Source organism: Roseateles sp. Mitsp63 (assembly GCF_059491535.1).
The window spans coordinates 5,067,540-5,086,481 of sequence record NZ_CP168509.1; the positions used below are offsets into that span (position 1 = coordinate 5,067,540).

General features: G+C 66.8%; 19 protein-coding genes. 1 reads left to right on the top strand and 18 read right to left on the bottom strand.

Going from position 1 to position 18,942, the window contains the following annotated elements; genetic code table 11:
* Positions 1-79 precede the first annotated feature (79 nt).
* The 18 genes from ACEN96_RS21960 to ACEN96_RS22045 all read right to left on the bottom strand — a co-directional run bounded on the left by ACEN96_RS21960 (position 80) and on the right by ACEN96_RS22045 (position 17,198).
* Positions 80-370 carry a hypothetical protein gene (locus ACEN96_RS21960; RefSeq protein ID WP_495585163.1) on the bottom strand — a complete coding sequence of 97 codons (291 nt, stop codon included), beginning with the start codon at positions 368-370 and terminating at the stop codon, positions 80-82.
* A 309-nt stretch (positions 371-679) separates the two neighbouring features.
* On the bottom strand, positions 680-2,056 hold the full coding sequence (locus ACEN96_RS21965) for a methyl-accepting chemotaxis protein (protein ID WP_495585164.1): 1,377 nt from the start codon (positions 2,054-2,056) through the stop codon (positions 680-682).
* Positions 2,057-2,113: 57 nt separating this feature from the next.
* Positions 2,114-2,827 carry an RNA polymerase sigma factor FliA gene (locus tag ACEN96_RS21970; protein ID WP_495585165.1) on the bottom strand — a complete coding sequence of 238 codons (714 nt, stop codon included), beginning with the start codon at positions 2,825-2,827 and terminating at the stop codon, positions 2,114-2,116.
* Between the two features lie 20 nt (positions 2,828-2,847).
* Positions 2,848-3,669: a MinD/ParA family ATP-binding protein gene (locus tag ACEN96_RS21975; protein ID WP_495585166.1), complete on the bottom strand. Its 822-nt coding sequence runs from the start codon at positions 3,667-3,669 to the stop codon at positions 2,848-2,850.
* A gap of 518 nt (positions 3,670-4,187) precedes the next feature.
* Complete coding sequence (flhF, locus tag ACEN96_RS21980) at positions 4,188-5,900, bottom strand: flagellar biosynthesis GTPase FlhF (RefSeq protein ID WP_495585167.1); 1,713 nt, start codon at positions 5,898-5,900, stop codon at positions 4,188-4,190.
* Positions 5,897-7,996, bottom strand: a complete 2,100-nt coding sequence (gene flhA / locus ACEN96_RS21985; protein WP_495585168.1) for a flagellar biosynthesis protein FlhA — start codon at positions 7,994-7,996, stop codon at positions 5,897-5,899. The genes flhF and flhA overlap by 4 nt, the downstream gene beginning before the upstream one ends.
* A gap of 242 nt (positions 7,997-8,238) precedes the next feature.
* Positions 8,239-9,435, bottom strand: coding sequence for an EscU/YscU/HrcU family type III secretion system export apparatus switch protein (locus ACEN96_RS21990; protein WP_495585169.1), 1,197 nt, complete (start codon positions 9,433-9,435; stop codon positions 8,239-8,241).
* 195 nt (positions 9,436-9,630) lie between these two features.
* Complete coding sequence (locus ACEN96_RS21995) at positions 9,631-10,269, bottom strand: protein phosphatase CheZ (RefSeq protein ID WP_495585170.1); 639 nt, start codon at positions 10,267-10,269, stop codon at positions 9,631-9,633.
* 15 nt (positions 10,270-10,284) lie between these two features.
* Entirely contained in the window at positions 10,285-10,677 is a 393-nt protein-coding gene (gene cheY / locus ACEN96_RS22000; RefSeq protein ID WP_092947725.1) for a chemotaxis response regulator CheY, read from the bottom strand.
* A gap of 45 nt (positions 10,678-10,722) precedes the next feature.
* Positions 10,723-11,670, bottom strand: coding sequence for a flagellar motor protein MotB (gene motB / locus ACEN96_RS22005; RefSeq protein ID WP_495585171.1), 948 nt, complete (start codon positions 11,668-11,670; stop codon positions 10,723-10,725).
* A 15-nt stretch (positions 11,671-11,685) separates the two neighbouring features.
* Positions 11,686-12,543 carry a flagellar motor stator protein MotA gene (motA, locus tag ACEN96_RS22010; protein WP_343639252.1) on the bottom strand — a complete coding sequence of 286 codons (858 nt, stop codon included), beginning with the start codon at positions 12,541-12,543 and terminating at the stop codon, positions 11,686-11,688.
* 105 nt (positions 12,544-12,648) lie between these two features.
* Complete coding sequence (locus tag ACEN96_RS22015) at positions 12,649-13,407, bottom strand: class I SAM-dependent methyltransferase (RefSeq protein WP_495585172.1); 759 nt, start codon at positions 13,405-13,407, stop codon at positions 12,649-12,651.
* 11 nt (positions 13,408-13,418) lie between these two features.
* The gene (gene flhC, locus ACEN96_RS22020; protein WP_091722407.1) at positions 13,419-13,955 is read right to left on the bottom strand and encodes a flagellar transcriptional regulator FlhC; all 537 of its coding nucleotides are present in this window, start codon (positions 13,953-13,955) and stop codon (positions 13,419-13,421) included.
* 43 nt (positions 13,956-13,998) lie between these two features.
* The gene (gene flhD, locus ACEN96_RS22025) at positions 13,999-14,322 is read right to left on the bottom strand and encodes a flagellar transcriptional regulator FlhD (RefSeq protein ID WP_377161327.1); all 324 of its coding nucleotides are present in this window, start codon (positions 14,320-14,322) and stop codon (positions 13,999-14,001) included.
* Between the two features lie 163 nt (positions 14,323-14,485).
* Complete coding sequence (locus ACEN96_RS22030; protein WP_495585173.1) at positions 14,486-15,601, bottom strand: glycosyltransferase; 1,116 nt, start codon at positions 15,599-15,601, stop codon at positions 14,486-14,488.
* Entirely contained in the window at positions 15,510-16,046 is a 537-nt protein-coding gene (flhC, locus tag ACEN96_RS22035) for a flagellar transcriptional regulator FlhC (RefSeq protein WP_091722393.1), read from the bottom strand. The genes ACEN96_RS22030 and flhC (ACEN96_RS22035) overlap by 92 nt, the downstream gene beginning before the upstream one ends.
* A gap of 60 nt (positions 16,047-16,106) precedes the next feature.
* Positions 16,107-16,430, bottom strand: a complete 324-nt coding sequence (gene flhD / locus ACEN96_RS22040; RefSeq protein WP_091722388.1) for a flagellar transcriptional regulator FlhD — start codon at positions 16,428-16,430, stop codon at positions 16,107-16,109.
* 270 nt (positions 16,431-16,700) lie between these two features.
* Entirely contained in the window at positions 16,701-17,198 is a 498-nt protein-coding gene (locus ACEN96_RS22045) for a tetratricopeptide repeat protein (protein ID WP_495585174.1), read from the bottom strand.
* 646 nt (positions 17,199-17,844) lie between these two features.
* On the opposite strand from ACEN96_RS22045, the gene ACEN96_RS22050 reads away from it, so the two are divergent.
* Complete coding sequence (locus ACEN96_RS22050; protein WP_495585175.1) at positions 17,845-18,684, top strand: flagellin N-terminal helical domain-containing protein; 840 nt, start codon at positions 17,845-17,847, stop codon at positions 18,682-18,684.
* Positions 18,685-18,942 lie beyond the last annotated feature (258 nt).

Sequence of the window (18,942 nt, forward strand, 5' to 3'; positions counted from 1 at the left end):
ACGATCAAGAGTTCCAATTCATACTTGGAAAAGGGCGTTCGCTTCCGCAGGCGCTCAAAAAGTGGCGTGGCAGCCATCTTCATGCTGCCCTCCCAAAAACGGCATGAAGCCGCTTGTCGCAGGCAATGACCTTTTGACGCTCCAGTTTGAAGCGCATCCGATCATAGGTTTCCGCCTTGCCTTCGTAATCCACCCATGGCCCGGGCGCGTCGTTTCGTCGAGTAAAAAACTCTTCTGCGCCTCGATCTGGCAGCTTGGTGATGCGGCAAGCCCCCGGATCCAACTGAAATTCAATCTGATCCGAGGGCTGTCCAGACAACTCAATTACCTTCAATATAGGCACGGAGACGCGTGCCGGCTCGTCCGGCACGGGGATCCGTGCCGTAAATGCCGTGCAACTCAATCAGTCCTGCGTTTCGCCGGACATTGATAGCAGCGCTATCGATTCGCTAATTGAGGTTTTCAGTCTAGCCAGACCGCGAATCGACGTCATGACTTGAATCCGGGCATTTCGCCCTCCAAACAAGTCAATTCCAGCGCGGGATCAGAATTGATCTCTTGAATGAGGTGCTCGCAAGTCAAGAGAATCCGGAACCCGGCCCCACCTTTGCAGTTAGGAGCCGGAGTCCAGATCGCTTCAATTCATCAGGCGAGCCACCCGTGTGAGTTGGCTCAACGCTCAGAACCCAAACGCCAACCTCACCCCGCCCCAATGCCTCCCGGCAACCGTGACTGGGGCGGATGCCTCCTTGAGCAGCACGAAATTCCCGCCGCCCATGTCGCGGCGATAGGTTTGCAGCAGGAATGGCCGCTGATTCCGCGCCGACGCCAGCCCGGTCCGGTCATTGAAGATCCGCCGATACCGGCTGTTCGCCGTGTTCCACGCCGTGTCGCCCTGCCGCTGCGGCTGGCAGTAGCGCTTGTTGTGCGTCGCGACATACCCGTTGCGGTCCACCGCGATGCAGAACACCACCTTGTCCGAAAACGACAGCACCCGCTCCTGAACCTGCGGGAACAGCTGGTCCGCGATCTGCGTGAATCTCGTCGTGAATTGCTGCGGATCCGTCCCCGCGATCGGCTGGTAGTGCTCGTCGAACAGCGACGGCAGATCGATCCGCTTCTCCCGCACCGCGCGCTCCAGCAGCCCCGAGATCTCCCCCGCCGCCGCCTGCACCGCCTGGATGTACGGCGAGTCCTCGACCTCCACGCCGCTCGCGGCGATCTGCTCGATCATCTGCTCGCTCAGCCGCAGGAAACGGTCACTGCACGCGAACGCCGCCTCCAGCTTGCGCATCGCCTGCTGGATCTCGGTCCCCAGTTCCCCCGACCGCTCCGCCAGCTGCTGCGTCGTCGTCTGGCTCTCCCGGGCAGACTTCGCGATCAGGTCGACATCGACCTCCACGTCCGAGAACGCCTGGTGGATCTTGCTCTGCCCCGCGCCGCCCGAGCCATCGGCCCGCAGCTCGCGGCTGAAGCTCTCGATCCGCGTGTCCAGCGTCCCCACCGTGCCCATGATGGCCTTGGACGACGCCTCCACCTGCGCCGCCAGGTCCTTCACCGCATCGGCTACGACGCCGAATCCCCGTCCGGCCTCGCCCGCGCGCTTGGCTTCCACCGAGGCGTTGAACGCCACCAGCCGCGTCTGCAGCGCGATCTTCGTGATCTCCGACGCCGCGTCGCTCACCTGCCGCAGCGTCGACACGATCCCGCCAACCTCATCGCCCACCCCGGCCAGCGCCGAGCGCGCGCGATCCACCGCCTCGCGGGTCTGGTTCGTCGATTGATTGATCGCGTCCTGCGCGTGCCGGACATGCTCGAGCTCGCCGCCCAGCGCCTGCATCGCCTGCGCCTGCGAGGTCACGACCTTCTGCGTGTCCTCCAGCAGGCCGCGCACTTCGGCCGCGTCGCGGCCCAGTTTCGAGACGCCACCCGAGAGCTCCCGGACCACCGTCTCCGTCCTGCCCGGCATCGCCGGTTCACGCAGACCGCCCTCGGCCTGCCCCACCGGCGCCCCAGGCGCCACCTTCCCGGCGCGCCTGCGCCATGAGTCCCACATCAGCCGCTCCCCTCATGGTTCTCCGACCACCAGGGACAGCGGCCGTCTCGGGCCCTTTTACCAGTCGCGCAGCTTCACGCGCAACCGTGCAATCGCTTGACTGTGCAGTTGGCACACCCGCGATTCCGTCACCTTCAGCACCGCGGCGATCTCTTTCAGGTTCATGTCATGTTCGTAGTACATGGACATGACGTAACCCTCGCGCTCCGGCAGGTTCTTGATCGCCTCCACCAGCGCCTCGCGCATGCGGTGGTCCCGCAGCATCGACATCGGATCCGCCGACTCGTCGCCGACATGCCGGTCCAGGTAGTCGTCGCTGTCGTCGCCCCCGGAAATGTCCTCCAGGTACACCAGCTGCGTCCCGCGCACCCGGCCCAGCATCTCCTGGTACTCGGCCAGCGCGATGCCCATCTCCGCCGCGATCTCCGACTCCTGCGGCGGACGGCCCAGCTTCTGCTCCAGCTTGTGCACCGCGCTCTCGATCGAGCGCTGCTGCCGCCGGTTGCCGCGGCTCATCCAGTCGCTGCCGCGCAGCTCGTCCAGCATCGCGCCGCGGATGCGCTGCGTCGCGAAGGTCTCGAACTGCACGCCCTGCGCCGTGTCGAAGCGCGACAGCGCATCCGTCAGGCCGATCAGGCCGACCTGGATCAGGTCGTCCAGTTCCACGTTGGCCGGCAGCTTCGCGATCATCTGATGCGCCAGCCGGCGCACCAGCGGGCTGTACTGGCGGATCAGCGAGTTGTTGTCGAGTTGTCCCTTGGCGGTGTACATCGTCTCGTCTCCCATCCGCGTCAATGCGCCGCCAGGGTCACGCCTTGCGGGGCGCGGCCGGCCTTGGGCTGCCACATCGGCCGCGGACGCAGCGGCATCGCCTCGGCGGCGCTGTCCAGCGCGGCGCCAGGCACCGAGGCCAGCAGCAATTCACGCGCCATGTGACGCATCTCATGCGTCAGCGGCGCGCTCACCGGCTGGCGAGGATCCAGGCAGGCCCACTCCCGCAGCACCGCGCCGAGGAAGCCATCGCCGCAGCTCGAGAGCTGCTGCGCGATCCGCTCCGCCAGCCGCAGCTGCGGGTTGCAGGCCAGCAGCAGGCTGTAGACCATCAGGCCCGCCCGCTGCGTCAACCATTTCATGCCGGCGTAGGCGCAGGTCACGCTCTGCACGTCGGTGTCGGCCAGCAGCACCGGCCGCACCTCGCGCGAGACCAGCACGCGGCTGAGCTCGGCGGCGCTCGCGTGCAGCAGCACCACGTCGGCGAAGGGGGCGGCATCGGCGACGGCTTCGAGGAATTGCGCGGCCGAGCCGTTGGCGTTGATGTAGCGCAGCGGCAGGCCGCGCGCGGCCAGGAAGGAGACCTTGGCGGACAGCGGCTCCACGCAGGCCGCGAGGTCCACCGCCGCGAGATCGGAGGGCGCGCAGGCCTGCTCGCCGGCGTCCACCACCAGTGTGTGCAGGCCCAGCTCGCTGAACGCCGCGCACATGCCTTCAAGCAGCGCGCCGCTGCCCATCACATGCGGATTGCTCACCACCGGCACCACGCGCACACGCGCCGTCGCGAACAAGCGCCGCAGGCCATCGGCCTGATCCTTGGGAGCATTGCTGAAGTCGCGCATTGGGCTGCTCTGTGTCGTCTTTCGTTATCCGCCCCGGATGCGTTTTCCTCCATCGGAAGAACCCGCAATACCGGAGCCGTTACCGGAAGTTTCGCCCCGGGGGCCCCCCTTCGACGCGGAATTGAAAGGGGGAAACACCCCGCTTTTCTCATCCGGTCCCCTGCTCTCGTCACCAGGCCCCGCGACCTCGGGTTCTCGTTCATCGCGGCGTCAGCTCAATGAATACAGCGCGAACGCGCTCGCCAACGACGAAAGGGAAGAGCCCGAGCCCTTCCCCTTTTCTAGAACTTCAGCAGGGATTTGGCAAATCGGAGCGGCCCGCGCTTGCCTTGCGCAAGAACTCCCTCGCCCCCCGCGAGGGGGGAGAGGGAAGGGGAGAGGGGGGTGCTTCGAAGGGCAGCAGCGCTGTGGCACGAGCCCCCTCTCCCCTCCCTCTCCCCGCTGGGGCGAGGGGGTTTACTGCGACGTCCGGCTCTTACCCCCTCGCCCACTTGCGGGTGGGGGTAAGCGCCGGCTGTTCAGTTCAGCCCCATCGGCGACGCCGCGCTGCCCGAAGCGCCGACCGAGCCGGCCGTGAAGATCAGGTTGACGTCCGACGAATCCATCCGCCACGCCGACTGCCCGTGGCTGCGCAGCGCGCGCTGCACCAGCGCCTGCGACGACAGGCGGTGCCAGTCTTCCGGCACGCGCTGGCCGTTGGTCACGCCCAGCACCCGCAGCTTGTGGCGGATCACCGTGTCCAGCGCCGGCGCCAGCTTCACCGCCTCGTCCAGCTTGGACAGGATCACGCCCTGCGCTTGCGCGCCGCGCCATGCGCCGACCACGTCCTCGATCGTCTCGCCCTGCTGCGCCGCGTTCACCACCAGGATGCGCTTGATGCTCTTGTGAGCCAGCATCTCCAGCAGCTCCGCGGTGCGGCTGTCGCGCTGGGCCGTGCCGGCCGTGTCGATCAGCACCATCTTCTTGGCCGACAGCAGATCCAGCAGATCCTCCAGCGACGCACGGTCATGCGCCGTGTGCACCGGCACGCCCAGGATGCGGCCGTACGCGCGCAGCTGCTCGTGAGCGCCGATCCGGTAGGCATCCAGCGTGATCAGGCCCAGCTGGCTCGCGCCGTACTTGGTCGCGAAGGCCGCCGCGATCTTGGCCGTCGTCGTGGTCTTGCCCACGCCCGTCGAGCCGATCATCGCGAACACGCCCCCCTGGTCTTCCAGCGGCGCCATCTGCTCCGCGGTCTGCACGTTGCGCGACAGCACGTTGGCCGCCCACGCGTGGGATTCCGATTCCTCGGTCATCTGGGCCGGCAGGCCCTCGACCAGCTTGCGCACCAGCGCCGGCGAGAACCCGGCGTCCAGCAGCTTCTGCGTCAGCCGCGCCTTCGCCGGCTGGCGCTGCAGCTTCTCCATGAAGGCCAGCGCGCCGAAACGCTCTTCGATCATGCCCTTCATCGCGCGCAGCTCGGTCATCATCTCCTGCTCGCGGCGCGACGACGGCATGTCGTTCAGCGGATGGGCACCCATGCCGCCAAAGCCGCCACCGATGCCGCCCAGGTCCTGCACCGGCTGCTGCATGCGGATCTCGTCGCGCAGCACCGGCGGCACAACGCGCGGCGCAGGCGCCGGTGGTTCATGGGCGCGCTCGTCGACGCGGCGCGCGCCCAGGGTCTGCATCGCGGCACGCGCGCGCTGGTCGCGCTGCGCCGCCATCGACGCCACCGATTCCATCTGCGAGGCCGAGAACGCCGGCTGCGCCGGCTCGTCCATCAGCGGGTCGGGCTGGCCGCTCATCTCGGCCGCGCGGCGCTTGAGCATGCGCTCGCGCACGTAATCCTGGAAGGACAGCGTGCTCATCGCCATCGCGTTCACGTCGTCGCCAATGGAGCCGACGTTCGAGCCGATATTCGAGCCGGCGTTCGCGCCGCCGAACCCCGGCTCCGCCCGCTGCTGATGCGGCTGCGGCGTCCCTGCCAGACGCTGCTTGAGCGCCTGGCGCGGCTGCGCCTCCTGGCGCTGCGGCTGGGCGGCCGGCTGCGGGCGCTGGGCCTGCGCGGCCCGCGGCGCCTGGGCGGCGACGCGCTCGATCTGCGACATGCCTTCCGGCGCCATCGCGAGCACTTCCACCCCTTCCGGGCACGGCTTGTTCGAGAGCACGACCGCGTCGTCTCCAAAGGCCTGGCGGACCAGGGCCATGGCTTCGCGGGAACTGCGGGCGGTAAAGCGTTTGACGTTCATGCCGTGCCTCCGATGATGGAGCCGATGCGGATCGTGTGCGTTTCAGGAATCTCGCTGTGTCCCAGCACCTTCAGCCGCGGCGCAGCGCGCTTGAGCAGTCGGGCCAGGGGCGCGCGGATCAGGTCCGGAACCAGCAGGCAGGCGGGCAAACCGCGATCCTCTTGGGACTGGGCGGTCTGGGCGGCACTCCGCGCAAGCGTGTCGGCCACCCCAGGATCCAGCGCCGCGCCGTGAGGCGAATGCAGGGCCTGCGTGACCAGCCGCTCCAGCTCGGGATCGAGGGCGATGACATCCAGTTCGCGAGACGGACCGTAGATCTGCTGCACGATCGCCGGAGCGATGTGGATGCGGATGCGACGGGCCAGTTCGGCCGGGTCCGAGGTCTGCGTGGCGTTCTCCGCCAGGCTTTCCACGATGGAGCGCATGTCGCGGATGTGCACGCCCTCTTCCAGCAGGAACTGGAGGACTCGTTGCAGGGCGGCGACATTGACCATCTTCGGAATCACGTCTTCGATGAGCTGAGGCGCTTGCTTGGTGAGGTGATCCACCAGCTGCTGGGTTTCCACCCGGCCCAACAATCGGGCCGCGTGAACTTGCAGCAAGTGTGAGAGATGCGTGGCCACCACGGTCGCGCAATCAACGACGGTAAAGCCCGCCATTTGCGCCATATCCCGCTGCCGCTCCTCGATCCAGACCGCCGGGAGTCCGAAGGCGGGATCCGTCGTCTGGGTCCCGATCAGCTTCTGCGTCGCATGCCCGGGGTTGATCGCCAGCCACATGCCCGGGTAGGCCTCCGCCTCCCCGATCACCGCGCCGCGCAGCGTCACGCGGTACTGGCTGGGGCGCAGCTCCAGGTTGTCGCGGATGTGCACCGACGGCGGCAGGAAGCCGATGTCCTGCGCGAACTTGCGGCGCACGCCCTTGATGCGGCTCAGCAGGTCGCCTTCGCGCGACTTGTCCACCAGCGTGATCAGGCGGTAGCCCACTTCCAGGCCCAGCGTGTCCACGGCCTGCACGTCGTCCCAGGAGGCCTCGGCGTCCGGGTTGGGCGCGCCGGGCACGGGCGCGGCCGGCTTCTTCGATTCGGCGGCCTTCTTCGCCTGCTCCTTGGTGCGCAGCCAGTAGGCCAGGTAGCCCATCGCGCCGGCGATCATCAGGAACACCAGGTGCGGCATGCCCGGGATCATGCCCAGGATGAAGACCACGCCGGCGGTGATGGCGACGGCCTTGGTCGAGCCGAACACCTGCGAGCCGATCATCTGGCCGACGTCCTTGTCCTTGCCCACGCGCGACACCACCAGGGCGGAAGAGACGGAGATCAGCAGCGCCGGGATCTGGGCCACCAGCGCGTCGCCGACGGCCAGCAGGATGTAGCTGTCGGCGGCCTGGCCGGCGGACAGCCCGTGCTGGGCCACGCCGATGACGAAGCCGCCGATGATGTTGATGAACAGGATCAGGATGCCGGCGACCGCGTCGCCGCGCACGAACTTGGAGGCGCCGTCCATGGAGCCGAAGAAGTCGGCTTCGTCGCCGAGCTCGGCGCGGCGGCGCTTGGCTTCCTTCTCGTCGATCAGGCCGGCGGACAGGTCGGCGTCGATCGCCATCTGCTTGCCGGGCATCGCGTCCAGGGTGAAGCGGGCGCCGACCTCGGCGATGCGCTCGGCGCCCTTGGTCACCACGATGAAGTTGATGACCACCAGGATCGCGAACACGATCAGGCCGACGGCGAAGTTGCCGCCGATCAGGAAGTGGCCGAAGGATTCGATGACCTTGCCGGCGGCGGCGGCGCCGGTGTGGCCTTCCAGCAGCACCACGCGGGTGGAGGCCACGTTCAGCGACAGGCGCAGCAGCGTGGTGATCAGCAGGACGGTCGGGAAGGCCGCGAAGTCCAGCGGTTTGACCATCTGCGACGCCACCAGCATCACCATGATGGACATGGCGATGTTGAAGGTGAAGAACAGGTCCAGGGCGAAGGCTGGCAGCGGCAGCACCATCATCGACAGGATGATGATGATGGCGATCGGTGCCCCGAGTGCCTGCACGATGGCGGCGCGGGGTCCGAGGAGGTTCTGCAAACGGGCCATCAGCTCGTTCATCGGGGTTGCCTTCTGCCTGGTTTCAACGGGTTGCTCGACGAGACCATCGAGCCCCGCCATTGTTCGCCCGCGCCCGCCCTTCCTTTACCCGGATAAGCAGGTCTTTCCCCCCCCGAATGCCGCCATTGATGGAGCGGCAGGCGGGACGGTGCCCCCTTGAAGCGAATGCCGAGCGGGCGCAGGCGTCTGAGCGGAAAGGGGGCACCGTCCCGTCCGCCGCCGGCTCGGTCCCTGCCAGGCGATCAAGCCGGGTTACCGCCAGGGAAGACGTCGTCCGCCTCCTCCACCGGCGGCGTCCACCCCGGCTTCTTGTGCGGATCGAGCTCGTCCGGCACGGCCGGGTTCGGTGCTGCGCTGGGTGCCATGCCCTGGCCCTTGAGCGCTGCCTTGAGCTGGTACACGTAGGCCAGCACCTGCGCCACTGCGCCGAACAGCGCGCCGGGGATCTCGCGGTCGAGTTCGGCGTGGGCGTACAGGGCACGGGCCAGCGCTGGCGCCTGCAGCACTGGCACCTTGTTGTCCTTGGCGATGTCGCGGATCTTGAACGCCAGCAGGTCCAGGCCCTTGGCCACCACGCGCGGGGCGCCCATCTTGCCCTCGTCGTAGGCGATGGCGACGGCGTAGTGGGTTGGGTTCATCACGACCAGGTCGGCCTTGGGCACTGCGGCCAGCATGCGGCGCTTGACCAGTTCCCGGGCCTTGGCGCGCATCTTGTGCTTCATCTCGAGGTTGCCTTCGGCTTCCTTGAGTTCGTTCTTGGCTTCCTCGCGGGACATTTTCAGGCGCTTCAGGTACAGGTGGCGCTGCAGCGGCACGTCGATCACGGCGAACAGCGCCAGGCACAGGCCCAGCAGCGCCAGGCCGCCCATCAGCTGCTTGCCGGCGAAGGCCAGCGCCGACGGCAGCGGCACCGACATGATCCCGACGAAGCCGGCGATGCGGTCCTTCAGCGCCATCGCGCCCACCACGCCCAGCACCAGCGACAGCAGCACCGCCTTCAGCGCGGTGGTCAGGTTCTGCCACTGGAACAGCCGGCCGAAGCCGTTGATGGGGTTCAGGTGCGTGAACTTCGGGGTCAGCGGCTTCATCGTGAAGTTCCAGCCGCCCGAGGCGATGTGGGCCGCGATCGCGGCGATCGCGAGAATCAGCAACGCCGGCAGGCCCAGCATGAAGCCCTGCCAGGTCAGCGTGGACAGGCGCTCGGTCATCATCCCGGCGGCGCGCAGCTGTTCGGCGTCGAAACGCAAGGCGCCTTCCACCATGCGCTGCAGGGAGTCGACGGCGTACGGCGTCGCGGTCGCGAACAAGGCGCCGCCCGTGGCCATCACCGCGAAATGCGGCAGATCCCGGGAGCGAGGTAGTTGACCCTCCTTGCGCGATCTTTCGATCTTTTTCTGCGAGGCGGGTAAGTTGCGGTCTTGTGCGTCTTGATCGGCCATGTGGGGGCCACGGCCTGATACCGTGGCGCCGCCATTGTTCGGCCGGGAAGGCTCGGGCTTTCGCCCGATAAGGACCGGAAATCGGCCGGTCTTCTCTCCCGAGAAAACCCCTTCTCAAACCGGGCCTTGAAATTCCCCAGAAAGCAGAAACCCGCGCCTGGCGCGGGTTTCTCGGGATCAGCCGGGGTTTCCGGATCAGAAGCCCAGCGAGGCCAGCAGGTCGTCCACTTCCGACTGGTTGGCCACCACGTCGGCGCGGCCTTCCGGATTCACGACCGGGCCTTGCAGGATGCTCGGATCGACCTTTTCGCGCTGCTCCGGCGGCACCACCGAGACCAGCAGCTTCACCAGCGAATCCTCCAGATCGTTGGCCAGCGTCACCACCTTGGCGACGACCTGGCCGGTCAAGTCATGGAAGTCCTGCGACAGCATGATGTCGGTCAGGTGGGTGTCGATCTTGGACGTCGAGGACTCGACCTCCTTCACGAAGTTCAGCACCGCGCCCGAGGCCACGGCCCGCACCGGGTCCGCGGTGATCGCCTGGGCCATCGCGTTGGCGGCCCCGGTGATCTTGGCGTGCTCGGCCTTGGCCTGGTCGACCGAGTTCAGCACCTTGTTGGCGGCGTCGGCGGTCTTGTTGGCGATGTAGGTCAGGCGGCTGCGCGCGTCGGGCAGGCCGTCGGTGGCGACCTGCAGCTTGGGCATCACGCCCAGCTGCTGCATCGTGTCGTGCAGCACGCGCGTGATCGTGCCGATCTGTTGGAACACCTCGGGCGAGACCGTCAGCGGCTCGTTGGTCTGCGAGGTCAGTTTGGCCAGCTCTTCCATCTGCATGGTGGACTCCCCGCGTCAGGCCGCAGCGGCCAGCTTCTGCATGATCTTCTGGACCTTTTCTTCCAGCGTGGCCTTGGTGAACGGCTTGACGATGTAGCCCGCCGCACCGCTCTGCGCCGCCAGGACGATGTCCTCCTTGCGGGCCTCGGCCGTCACCATCAGCACCGGCAGGTGCTTCAGCGTCGCGTCCTCCTTGATGGCCTTCAGCAGCTCGAACCCGTTCATGTTCGGCATGTTGATGTCGCTGACGACGAAATCGTATTTCGCCTGTTTCAGCATGCTGAGGGCCTCGACGCCATCTTCCGCCTCTTCGGCGTTGTTGTAGCCGATCTCCTTCAGCAGACCGCGCACGATCCGGCGCATGGTCGAGAAGTCGTCGACGATCAAGAATTTCATGTCAGTGCTCATGGCGTTCCTCTGAGGGGACTGGAGGGCTTTATTCGATTCTGGACGTTATCGGCCCGCGGACGGGGCACTTGAGGCCCGCGGCGCAAGGGCCGCGGGGTCTGAAGCATCCTCATCCTCGTCGGGCAGGTTCTTCAGCACCGCGTCCTCGGCATCGCGATTCATCACGATGATGCTGATGCGGCGATTGACCTGGGCTTTGGGGTCTTTCGTGTCGAGCAGTTTGCTCGACGCCAGACCCTGCACGCGAAGGACCCGGGCATCCGGCAAACCACCCGCCACCAGCTCGCGCCGCGAGGCATTGGCCCGGTCCGCCGACAGTTCCCAGTTGCTGTATCCACGCTCGCCCGCAGAAAACGGCTGTGCGTCCGTATGGCCTTCCAGCGTCAGCCGGTTGGGCACCTCGGACAGCACGTTGCCGAGTTCCTGCAGCAACTCGCGCATATACGGCTTCACCACCGCGCTGCCGCTGTCAAACATCGGGCGATTATTCTCGTCCACGATTTGGATACGCAAGCCCTCGCGGGTCATGTCGAGTCGGATTTGCCCACCTAATGCCGCAATTCGCGGGTTGTCGGCAATGATTTTCTCGACCTTGTCCTTCAATTGCTGCAGGCGCACCCGCTCGGCGCGGCGCTGCTCTTCCTTGAGGGCCTTCAGGTTGATGGTCTTGCGGGGGGATTCGACGTCGCCGGCCTTGACCTGACCGGTCTGGCGCGTCAGGTCCTGGCCGCCGCCCTTGATGATGTGCGAGGCATCGCCCGAACCCGAGCCGCCGAACATCGCCACCTTCAGCGGCGAGGCGAAATAGTCCGCGATGCCCTTCTTGTCGCCCTCGGTCGTGGAGCCCAGCAGCCACATCAGCAGGAAGAAGGCCATCATCGCCGTCACGAAGTCCGCGTACGCGATCTTCCACGCGCCGCCATGGGCGGCATGGCCGCCCTTCTTGACGCGCTTGATGATGATGGGCTGGAGTTTCTTGGCGTCACCGGCCATGTCGAATCACCCCGTTCACTTCTTCTTCACGTGGCCTTCGAGCTCGGCGAAGGTCGGGCGCTCGGTCGAGTACAGCACCTTGCGACCGAACTCGATCGCCACCTGCGGCGCGTAACCCTGCATCGAGGCCAGCAGCGTGGTCTTGATGCATTGCAGTTCCTTGCCGGCCTCGTCGACCTTGGCCTCGAGCGCGCCGGCCAGCGGCTCGGCGAAGGCATAGGCCAGCAGGATGCCCAGGAAGGTGCCCACCAGCGCCGAGCCGATCATCCCGCCCAGCACCGCCGGCGGCTGGCCGACCGAGCCCATGGTGTTCACCACGCCCAGCACCGCCGCCACGATGCCGAAGGCCGGCAGGCCGCCCGCCAGGCGCTGCAGCGCGATCACGGCGAGGAAGGCCTCGTGGTGGTGGGTGTCGATCTCGGCGTCCATCAGGGACTCGATCTCGTGCGCGTTGAGGTTGCCGGAGACCATCATCCGAAGATAGTCGGTGATGAATTCGGCCACATGGTGGTCATTGCCCACCGTGGGGTATTTCTGGAACAGCGGCGAGCTGTGCGGATCCTCGACATCCTTTTCGATCGACATCAGGCCTTCCTTGCGGGCCTTCTGCAGGATGTCGTAGAGCAGCGCCAGCAGCTCCATGTAGCGGGCCTTGGTGTACTTGCTGCCCTTGAAGCAGTCGCCCAGGCCCTTCATGGTGGCCTTCATGACCTTGGGCGGGTTGGTGGCCAGCATGCCGCCGATCGCCGCGCCGAAGATGGTGGTCATCTCGAAGGGCAGCGCATGCAGCACGACGCCGATATTGCCGCCGTGCGCGATGAAGACGCCAAAGATGCAGGCCAGCGCGAGCACCCAACCGATGATGACAAACATGAAGGTCGTTCCGTCTTGAAGTTGCCGCCGCGTCCGCTCGCGGTCCCGGCCATCCCATCCCTTATCGACCGGCGCCCGGCGCGCTTGAGCCGTTTGAACCCGGCCTCAGGCCTGGAGCTCGCTCACCCGGTACACGTACAGCTGGTGGCGGGTGCCGGTGTCCAGCTGCGCGAAGGGGGCTTGCCCCGGCAGCGGGAAATCCAGGCTCGCCAGCCAGCTGTCCGGCCGCATCTCGGCACGCGCCTTGTCGAGCGCGCGCGGCATCGATTCGGGCCGCTGGAAGAGGTAGACCAGGTCCGTGTCGCGCCACGACTGGGCCCACAGGTCGCCCCGGGCGATCTCGCCCCAGGGGCAGCGCAGGCGGGCCAGCAGCCACAGGACGCCACTGTATTCAATGCCGGCGAGGCGGACCGCCGGATAAGCGCGGCGAAGGGCCACCAATCCGTCGCCCAGCCCGCAGCCGGCGTCCAGCACGCGGGCGCCGGCGTGCAGCTTCACACGCTCGGGGAGCGCGCGCAGCGCGCCGTGGGGAGTCGGGAACAGCGGTGCGTCGCTCCAGCCGCGGCGCGGATAGGCCAGCGCCAGCACGGCCAGCGGGATCAGCCAGATCCAGGCCGGCAGGTCGGTGCCGGTGAACAGCAGCGCGAGCGGAAAGCCCGAGGCGACGATCAGCCGCCGCCAGGCCTGCCGGTGCAGCCCGGCGAGGATCAGTCCCAGGCCCGAGGCGACGATGGCCGCCGGCCAGTCGGGCCCGAACAGGCGCCAGACCGCGAAGCAGGCGGCCCAGCTCAGCAGCGCCAGCGCCGGCCAGCGCAGCGCGGACGGGGTCCGTCCGGGGGCGGCGTGGGGAAGTCGGGCGGCCATGGAGGGCGGCCTCAATGCATCTGGATGCCGCCGGCGGCCTTGCCCTTGCCGGCGCGCGCCGGCGGGTTGCACAGGCCGCAGACGTAATGCTTGGCGACCTCATGCGGATGGGTGACGAAATGACCACCGCACTTGCTGCACTTGGTCATCGTCAGCATGCCGTTGTCGACGAACTTCACCAGGCGCCAGGCCCGGGTCACCGACAGCAGCTGCTCCAGGTTCTGCGCCGCGGTCTGCTCCTGGTACAGCTGGTAGGCCTTGATGACGACATCGATCTCGTCCATCTCCGCCACCTTGTTCAGGTACTCGTGGATGTTCAGGAACAGGCTGGCGTGGATGTTGGGCTGCCAGGTCATGAACCAGTCGGTCGAGAACGGCAGCTGGCCCTTGCTGGGCGACTTGCCCGAGACTTCCTTGTACAGGCGCAGCAGGCGCTCGTAGCTCAGGTCCGTTTCCGATTCCAGCACCTGCAGGCGCGCGCCCAGGTGGATGAGCGTCACGGCGCGCTCGATCTGCTTGGCTTCGGTCAGGATGGACTTGGTGCGCATGTCAGGTCTCCGGCAGTGGGCGTCGTCGGTTCGTCGTTCTACCTCAGGCGGCTTCCTGATGGCGGCCGGCCATCAGGATGGACGCATGCAGGCGGGACACGCTGTCGTTGGCGGCCGGCTTGCCGTGCGAGGTCAGCAGGCCCCACACCAGGTCGTCGTCCATGCGGAAGCGGCACAGCAGCGTGTTGCCCGAAGCGATCTTCAGCATCTGCGCGGCGCTCAGCGTGGTGAGCAGCGTCGCGGTTTCCTCGGAGATGCCCAGGCGGTACAGCGCCTGCTCGCGGTCGGCGCGGATCAGGCTCTGCGCCAGCATCAGGTACGACAGGTTGGCTTCGCGGATCTCGGCGAGGATTTGGTCGGCGTTCATCGTTCGGCTCCTGGGGTGTTGGGTGCTGACTTCGTTTTGTTTCAGCGTGAGACGAACTGTAGAGACCGCGACAAGAAGCCAATATCAGGTCGCTTCCATGTAAAGGTTAGGGAGCGCGCCGACGCATTTGTCAGATGAATTCCTACAAGCTGCCGGATCAGCGCTATCGCGGCTGTCCTTTTTGAACGATCGAGGCGAGCAGCGCGAGGTTGTGCCGCGCGAGATGGCTGCCGCGTCCCGCGACCGCGCCGGGCTGGTCGGGGCGCTCGCCGATCTCGAGACAACGCGTCCAGGCGTCCTCGATCATCGGGAGCAGGAGCGGCGCCTGGGCGGGCTCATCGGCCGCCCAGTCGAGCAGCAGGTCGCCCAGCGCGAAGAAGAAGTCCGGCGAATCCCCGCATTGCTGCAATTGCGATTCGGCGAAGACCATGCCCTCGGCATGGCGCTTGAGCGATTTCAGGCCGAAGAGCCGGCGGGCCACGAGGTCGTACCACCATGGCGGCGGCAGGGGCATCGCGGTCAAGCGCTCGGCGGCAGTCGCGAAGGCGTCTTCTGCATCGGCGAAGCGGTCGTAGACCGAGCAATCCTTGCCGAGCTGATACCAGAGATAAGGGTTGTCCGGATCCTGCTCGAGGGCGGCACGCAACAGTTGTTCGTTGCGCCCCTGCTTCACGTGAAGCCGTTCAGGCAGATAGCCGTCGTGCGCGACATGGATATCCAGCGGCCGGACCGGGAGTTCATGGACCGGCTGTTCATGGATCCGGCCCGCGTAGCGGACGCGCCCCGGGAGCACGCGGCTCAGGCGCGAGCGCGCCGTGCCGCCGTCGAAGTGGTCTTCCAGCGCGATGGTGCCGACGAAATCGGGCGCCGTGGTCCGAAGCGCCGTCAGCGCCGCCGCACCGCCCTCCCCGATCAGCCATTCATCGGCATCGAGCACCAGGTGCCAGTCCGCCCCGGCCGCGTCGAGCGCCGCATTGCGGGCCGCGGAGAAATCGTCGATCCACTGGAAATGAGCGACACGCGCGCCCGCGGCTTCGGCCAGGCGGACGGTGTCATCGCTGGAGCCGGTGTCCATCACCAGCAGCTCGTCCACGAAGGGGCGGACGCTGTCCAGCAGCCTCGTGATCGTCGCCGCCTCGTCGCGGGCGATGACGACGAGGCAGGTGCGCCAGCGCGACGGCATGCGCTCAGTGCATCTGGATGCCGCCGGCGGCCTTGCCCTTGCCGGCACGCGCCGGCGGGTTGCACAGACCGCAGACGTAATGCTTGGCGACCTCATGCGGATGGGTGACGAAATGACCGCCGCACTTGCTGCACTTGGTCATCGTCAGCATGCCGTTGTCGACGAACTTCACCAGGCGCCAGGCCCGGGTCACCGACAGCAGTTGCTCCAGGTTCTGCGCCGCGGTCTGTTCCTGGTACAGCTGGTACGCCTTGATGACGACATCGATCTCGTCCATCTCCGCCACCTTGTTCAGGTACTCGTGGATGTTCAGGAAAAGGCTGGCGTGGATGTTGGGCTGCCAGGTCATGAACCAGTCGGTGGAGAACGGCAGTTGGCCCTTGCTGGGCGACTTGCCCGAGACTTCCTTGTACAGGCGCAGCAGACGCTCGTAGCTCAGGTCGGTCTCCGACTCCAGCACCTGCAGGCGCGCCCCGAGCTTGATCAGCGTCACGGCGCGCTCGATCTGCTTGGCTTCGGTCAGGATGGACTTGGTGCGCATGGGGGGCTCCGGGGGTGTCGGACGGTCTCGGGCGGCAATCGCTTTGCCTGGGCGCCTGGATCAGGCGGCTTCCTGGTGGCGGCCGGCCATCAGGATGGAGGCGTGCAGGCGGGAGACGCTGTCGTTGGCGGCCGGCTTGCCGTGCGAGGTCAGCAGGCCCCACACCAGGTCGTCGTCCATGCGGAAGCGGCACAGCAGCGTGTTGCCCGAGGCCATCTTCATCATCTGCGCGGGGCTCAGCGTGTTGAGCAGCGTCGCGGTTTCCTCGGAGATGCCCAGGCGGTACAGCGCCTGCTCGCGGTCGGCGCGGATCAGGCTCTGCGCCAGCATCAGGTACGACAGGTTGGCTTCGCGGATCTCGGCAAGGATCTGGTCGCTGTTCATTTCTGGGCTCCTGGGCGGTTGCGTTGCTGCGATGGAATGAATTCTGAAGAAACACCCATTTCCGCGACATCAGGTTGCTGCCAGATACAAGCTAGGGAGCGGGACGACGGCCTTGTCAGACGGATTCCTACACGCTGACAGGCCCCCAAAGCGAAACCGCCGCGAGAGGCCCGGTGGCACCGGGCTCGGCGGCGGTTTTTCAGGGAGACAGCCTGTCAGGCGGTCTCGCGGGAGGCGCGGTCCGGTGCGGTCCGGCGTGGTCCGGTGCGCTCAGGCGGCGCGCAGGCGCAGCAATTCCGTCTCGACGATCGGCAGCAGTTCCGGCGACTCGCGGCGCAGCATCTCCAGGGCCTCGCCCTCGTTCAGGAGGGTCAGCACCTCGATGGCGGCCTTGATCTCGCCCAGGCCCGAGAGCGCGAAGCCCAGCGTGTACAGCGACGGCGCATGCTGGGGCGACAGCTCGATGGCGCGGTGCGCGTAGAGCGCGGCCTCGCGCAGCTGGCCCGCGGCCAGCAGCAGCGCGCCGACGTCGGACAGCAGGTCGATGCTCAGCGGCGCCATTTCCAGCGCGTTGCACAGCAGCGCCACGCCGTCGCCGATGCGGCCCTGCGAGGCCTGCGCGTAGGCGGCATTGCGCGCCTGCGCCAGCAGCAGCCGAGCCTGGCCGGAGTCCGGACGGATGCGGGCGCCGGCGTGAACTTGTTCCTCGATCGAGGCATCGATCATCGACACGGCGGACCGTGCCTCGGTTTGCGTTTGCAGTGGCATAGACCTCTCCATGGTCGTTGATCGAGCCCGGCGCCGGATCGGCGCCGGCACCCGTTGGGGGTGGCGGTGACGTCGGCCGAACCTTGTCGGCCGCGCCGAAAGGCACTTTAGGGGGGCACCCCCGTGATCGAGCGCACGAAAAGCACCCGCTTTCCCCCTCAATCCCGGCGCCTTCACGCCGTTATCCCTGCCATGTCCGTCGCCAGACCGACGCCCGGCCACAAACCGGGTGGAAGTCAAACGACAAACAACGCGTTGCGGGACCTGCTTATCTCCGGATCACGGGTCTTGACAAATTGCCCTCAAGTTCTATGGAGCGCGTGCCGACAACCAAAACAACGGGGCTGCTGAACGCAGCGACAGACCAGCAAGGACAGGCAGTCCAAGCGGCAGTCGACGCACCAGCGGCACGTGGTCCGGTTAGAAGGCCAGGCGGTCTTGCTGCTCTGAACAAGAGGGTGAGAGTCAACGGTTGACTAGCGTCGGACTGGGACCGATCCGGGAAATGGCCCGGCAGGTCCAGCAGGAGCATCCGAGATCCTCGACCGGTTCGCCTCACGGCGGGTCGGAGGATCGGAGGACTCAGGCGCTCATGTGTGGTTCGGCGCTTTTGCCGGTATTTACGTCTAGCTGTTAGGAGCAAATCATGGCCCAAGTCATCAACACCAATCTGCTGTCGCTCAACGCCCAGCGCAACACCTCCACCAGCCAGTCGTCGCTGGCCGTCTCGATGCAGCGCCTGTCCTCGGGCCTGCGTGTCAACTCCGCCAAGGACGACGCCGCCGGCCTGGCCATCGCCGACCGCATGAACGCGCAGGTCCGCGGCATGAACGTCGCCCAGCGCAACGCCAACGACGGCATCTCGCTGGCGCAGACCGCTGAAGGCGCGCTGTCCAAGGTGGGCGACTCGCTGCAGCGCATGCGTGAACTGGCGGTGCAGGCGCGCAACGCGACCAACACCACGTCCGACCTGGACTCGATCGGCCAGGAATACAGCCAGCTGGGCTCTGAAATCCAGCGCGTGCTGGGCGGCACGACCTTCAACGGCCGCGCCATCCTGGCCGGCGACTCGGGCACGCAGACCTTCCAGATCGGCGCCAACACGACGAGCAACGACTCGGTCGACGTGGTCACCACCAACATGACCACGGACAGCACGATCACCGGCGTGACCAGCGGCGCGATCACCAACGCGTCGACGACCACCGACCTGGCCACCGTGATCGACAACATCGACTCGGCGATCAAGACGGTGTCGGGTGAGCGTTCGAAGCTGGGCGCCTCGCAGAACCGCTTCGACGCGATCGTGTCGAACCTGCAGATCTCGGTGGAGAACCAGACCGCCGCCCGCAGCCGGATCATGGACGCGGACTTCGCCTCGGAAACCGCCAACCTGAGCCGCGCGCAGATCCTGCAGCAGGCCGGCAACGCGATGATCGCGCAGGCCAACCAGCAGCCGCAGCAAGTGCTGGCCCTGCTCCGCTGATAGACGGAGCGGCACCCGCCAGCGAAGGGGGCCTCGGCCCCCTTCTCTTTCCTCGCCACCTCCCGCCCCGCGAGGGATGGCGAGGAAAGAGTTCACGGCCGACAAGGCCCGTTACAGGCTTTCTTCCGAAGAAGGCCTCAAGTCCATTCCTGCCGGCCCGATAACTGCATCAACGGGTCCGCAATTCAACGCAAGGGCCACGTGGTCCGGCTCAGTCGGACGTCAATCAACCGTCCGGCTAGACCGACAAGGTCTTTG

What these genes read in the sequence shown, in the direction of transcription:
- flhD (WP_091722388.1), bottom strand. Translation starts at nt 16,430, where the DNA reads ATGAACAGCGACCAGATCCTTGCCGAGATCCGCGAAGCCAACCTGTCG.
- ACEN96_RS21965 (WP_495585164.1), bottom strand. Translation starts at nt 2,056, where the DNA reads ATGTGGGACTCATGGCGCAGGCGCGCCGGGAAGGTGGCGCCTGGGGCG.
- ACEN96_RS22015 (WP_495585172.1), bottom strand. Translation starts at nt 13,407, where the DNA reads ATGGCCGCCCGACTTCCCCACGCCGCCCCCGGACGGACCCCGTCCGCG.
- ACEN96_RS21995 (WP_495585170.1), bottom strand. Translation starts at nt 10,269, where the DNA reads ATGCAGATGGAAGAGCTGGCCAAACTGACCTCGCAGACCAACGAGCCG.
- flhD (WP_377161327.1), bottom strand. Translation starts at nt 14,322, where the DNA reads ATGAACGCCGACCAAATCCTCGCCGAGATCCGCGAAGCCAACCTGTCG.
- motA (WP_343639252.1), bottom strand. Translation starts at nt 12,543, where the DNA reads ATGTTTGTCATCATCGGTTGGGTGCTCGCGCTGGCCTGCATCTTTGGC.
- ACEN96_RS21990 (WP_495585169.1), bottom strand. Translation starts at nt 9,435, where the DNA reads ATGGCCGATCAAGACGCACAAGACCGCAACTTACCCGCCTCGCAGAAA.
- flhC (WP_091722393.1), bottom strand. Translation starts at nt 16,046, where the DNA reads ATGCGCACCAAGTCCATCCTGACCGAAGCCAAGCAGATCGAGCGCGCC.
- ACEN96_RS21970 (WP_495585165.1), bottom strand. Translation starts at nt 2,827, where the DNA reads ATGTACACCGCCAAGGGACAACTCGACAACAACTCGCTGATCCGCCAG.
- flhA (WP_495585168.1), bottom strand. Translation starts at nt 7,996, where the DNA reads ATGAACGAGCTGATGGCCCGTTTGCAGAACCTCCTCGGACCCCGCGCC.
- motB (WP_495585171.1), bottom strand. Translation starts at nt 11,670, where the DNA reads ATGGCCGGTGACGCCAAGAAACTCCAGCCCATCATCATCAAGCGCGTC.
- flhF (WP_495585167.1), bottom strand. Translation starts at nt 5,900, where the DNA reads ATGAACGTCAAACGCTTTACCGCCCGCAGTTCCCGCGAAGCCATGGCC.
- ACEN96_RS22030 (WP_495585173.1), bottom strand. Translation starts at nt 15,601, where the DNA reads ATGAGGTCGCCAAGCATTACGTCTGCGGTCTGTGCAACCCGCCGGCGC.
- ACEN96_RS21975 (WP_495585166.1), bottom strand. Translation starts at nt 3,669, where the DNA reads ATGCGCGACTTCAGCAATGCTCCCAAGGATCAGGCCGATGGCCTGCGG.
- ACEN96_RS22050 (WP_495585175.1), top strand. Translation starts at nt 17,845, where the DNA reads ATGGCCCAAGTCATCAACACCAATCTGCTGTCGCTCAACGCCCAGCGC.
- flhC (WP_091722407.1), bottom strand. Translation starts at nt 13,955, where the DNA reads ATGCGCACCAAGTCCATCCTGACCGAAGCCAAGCAGATCGAGCGCGCC.
- cheY (WP_092947725.1), bottom strand. Translation starts at nt 10,677, where the DNA reads ATGAGCACTGACATGAAATTCTTGATCGTCGACGACTTCTCGACCATG.
- ACEN96_RS22045 (WP_495585174.1), bottom strand. Translation starts at nt 17,198, where the DNA reads ATGCCACTGCAAACGCAAACCGAGGCACGGTCCGCCGTGTCGATGATC.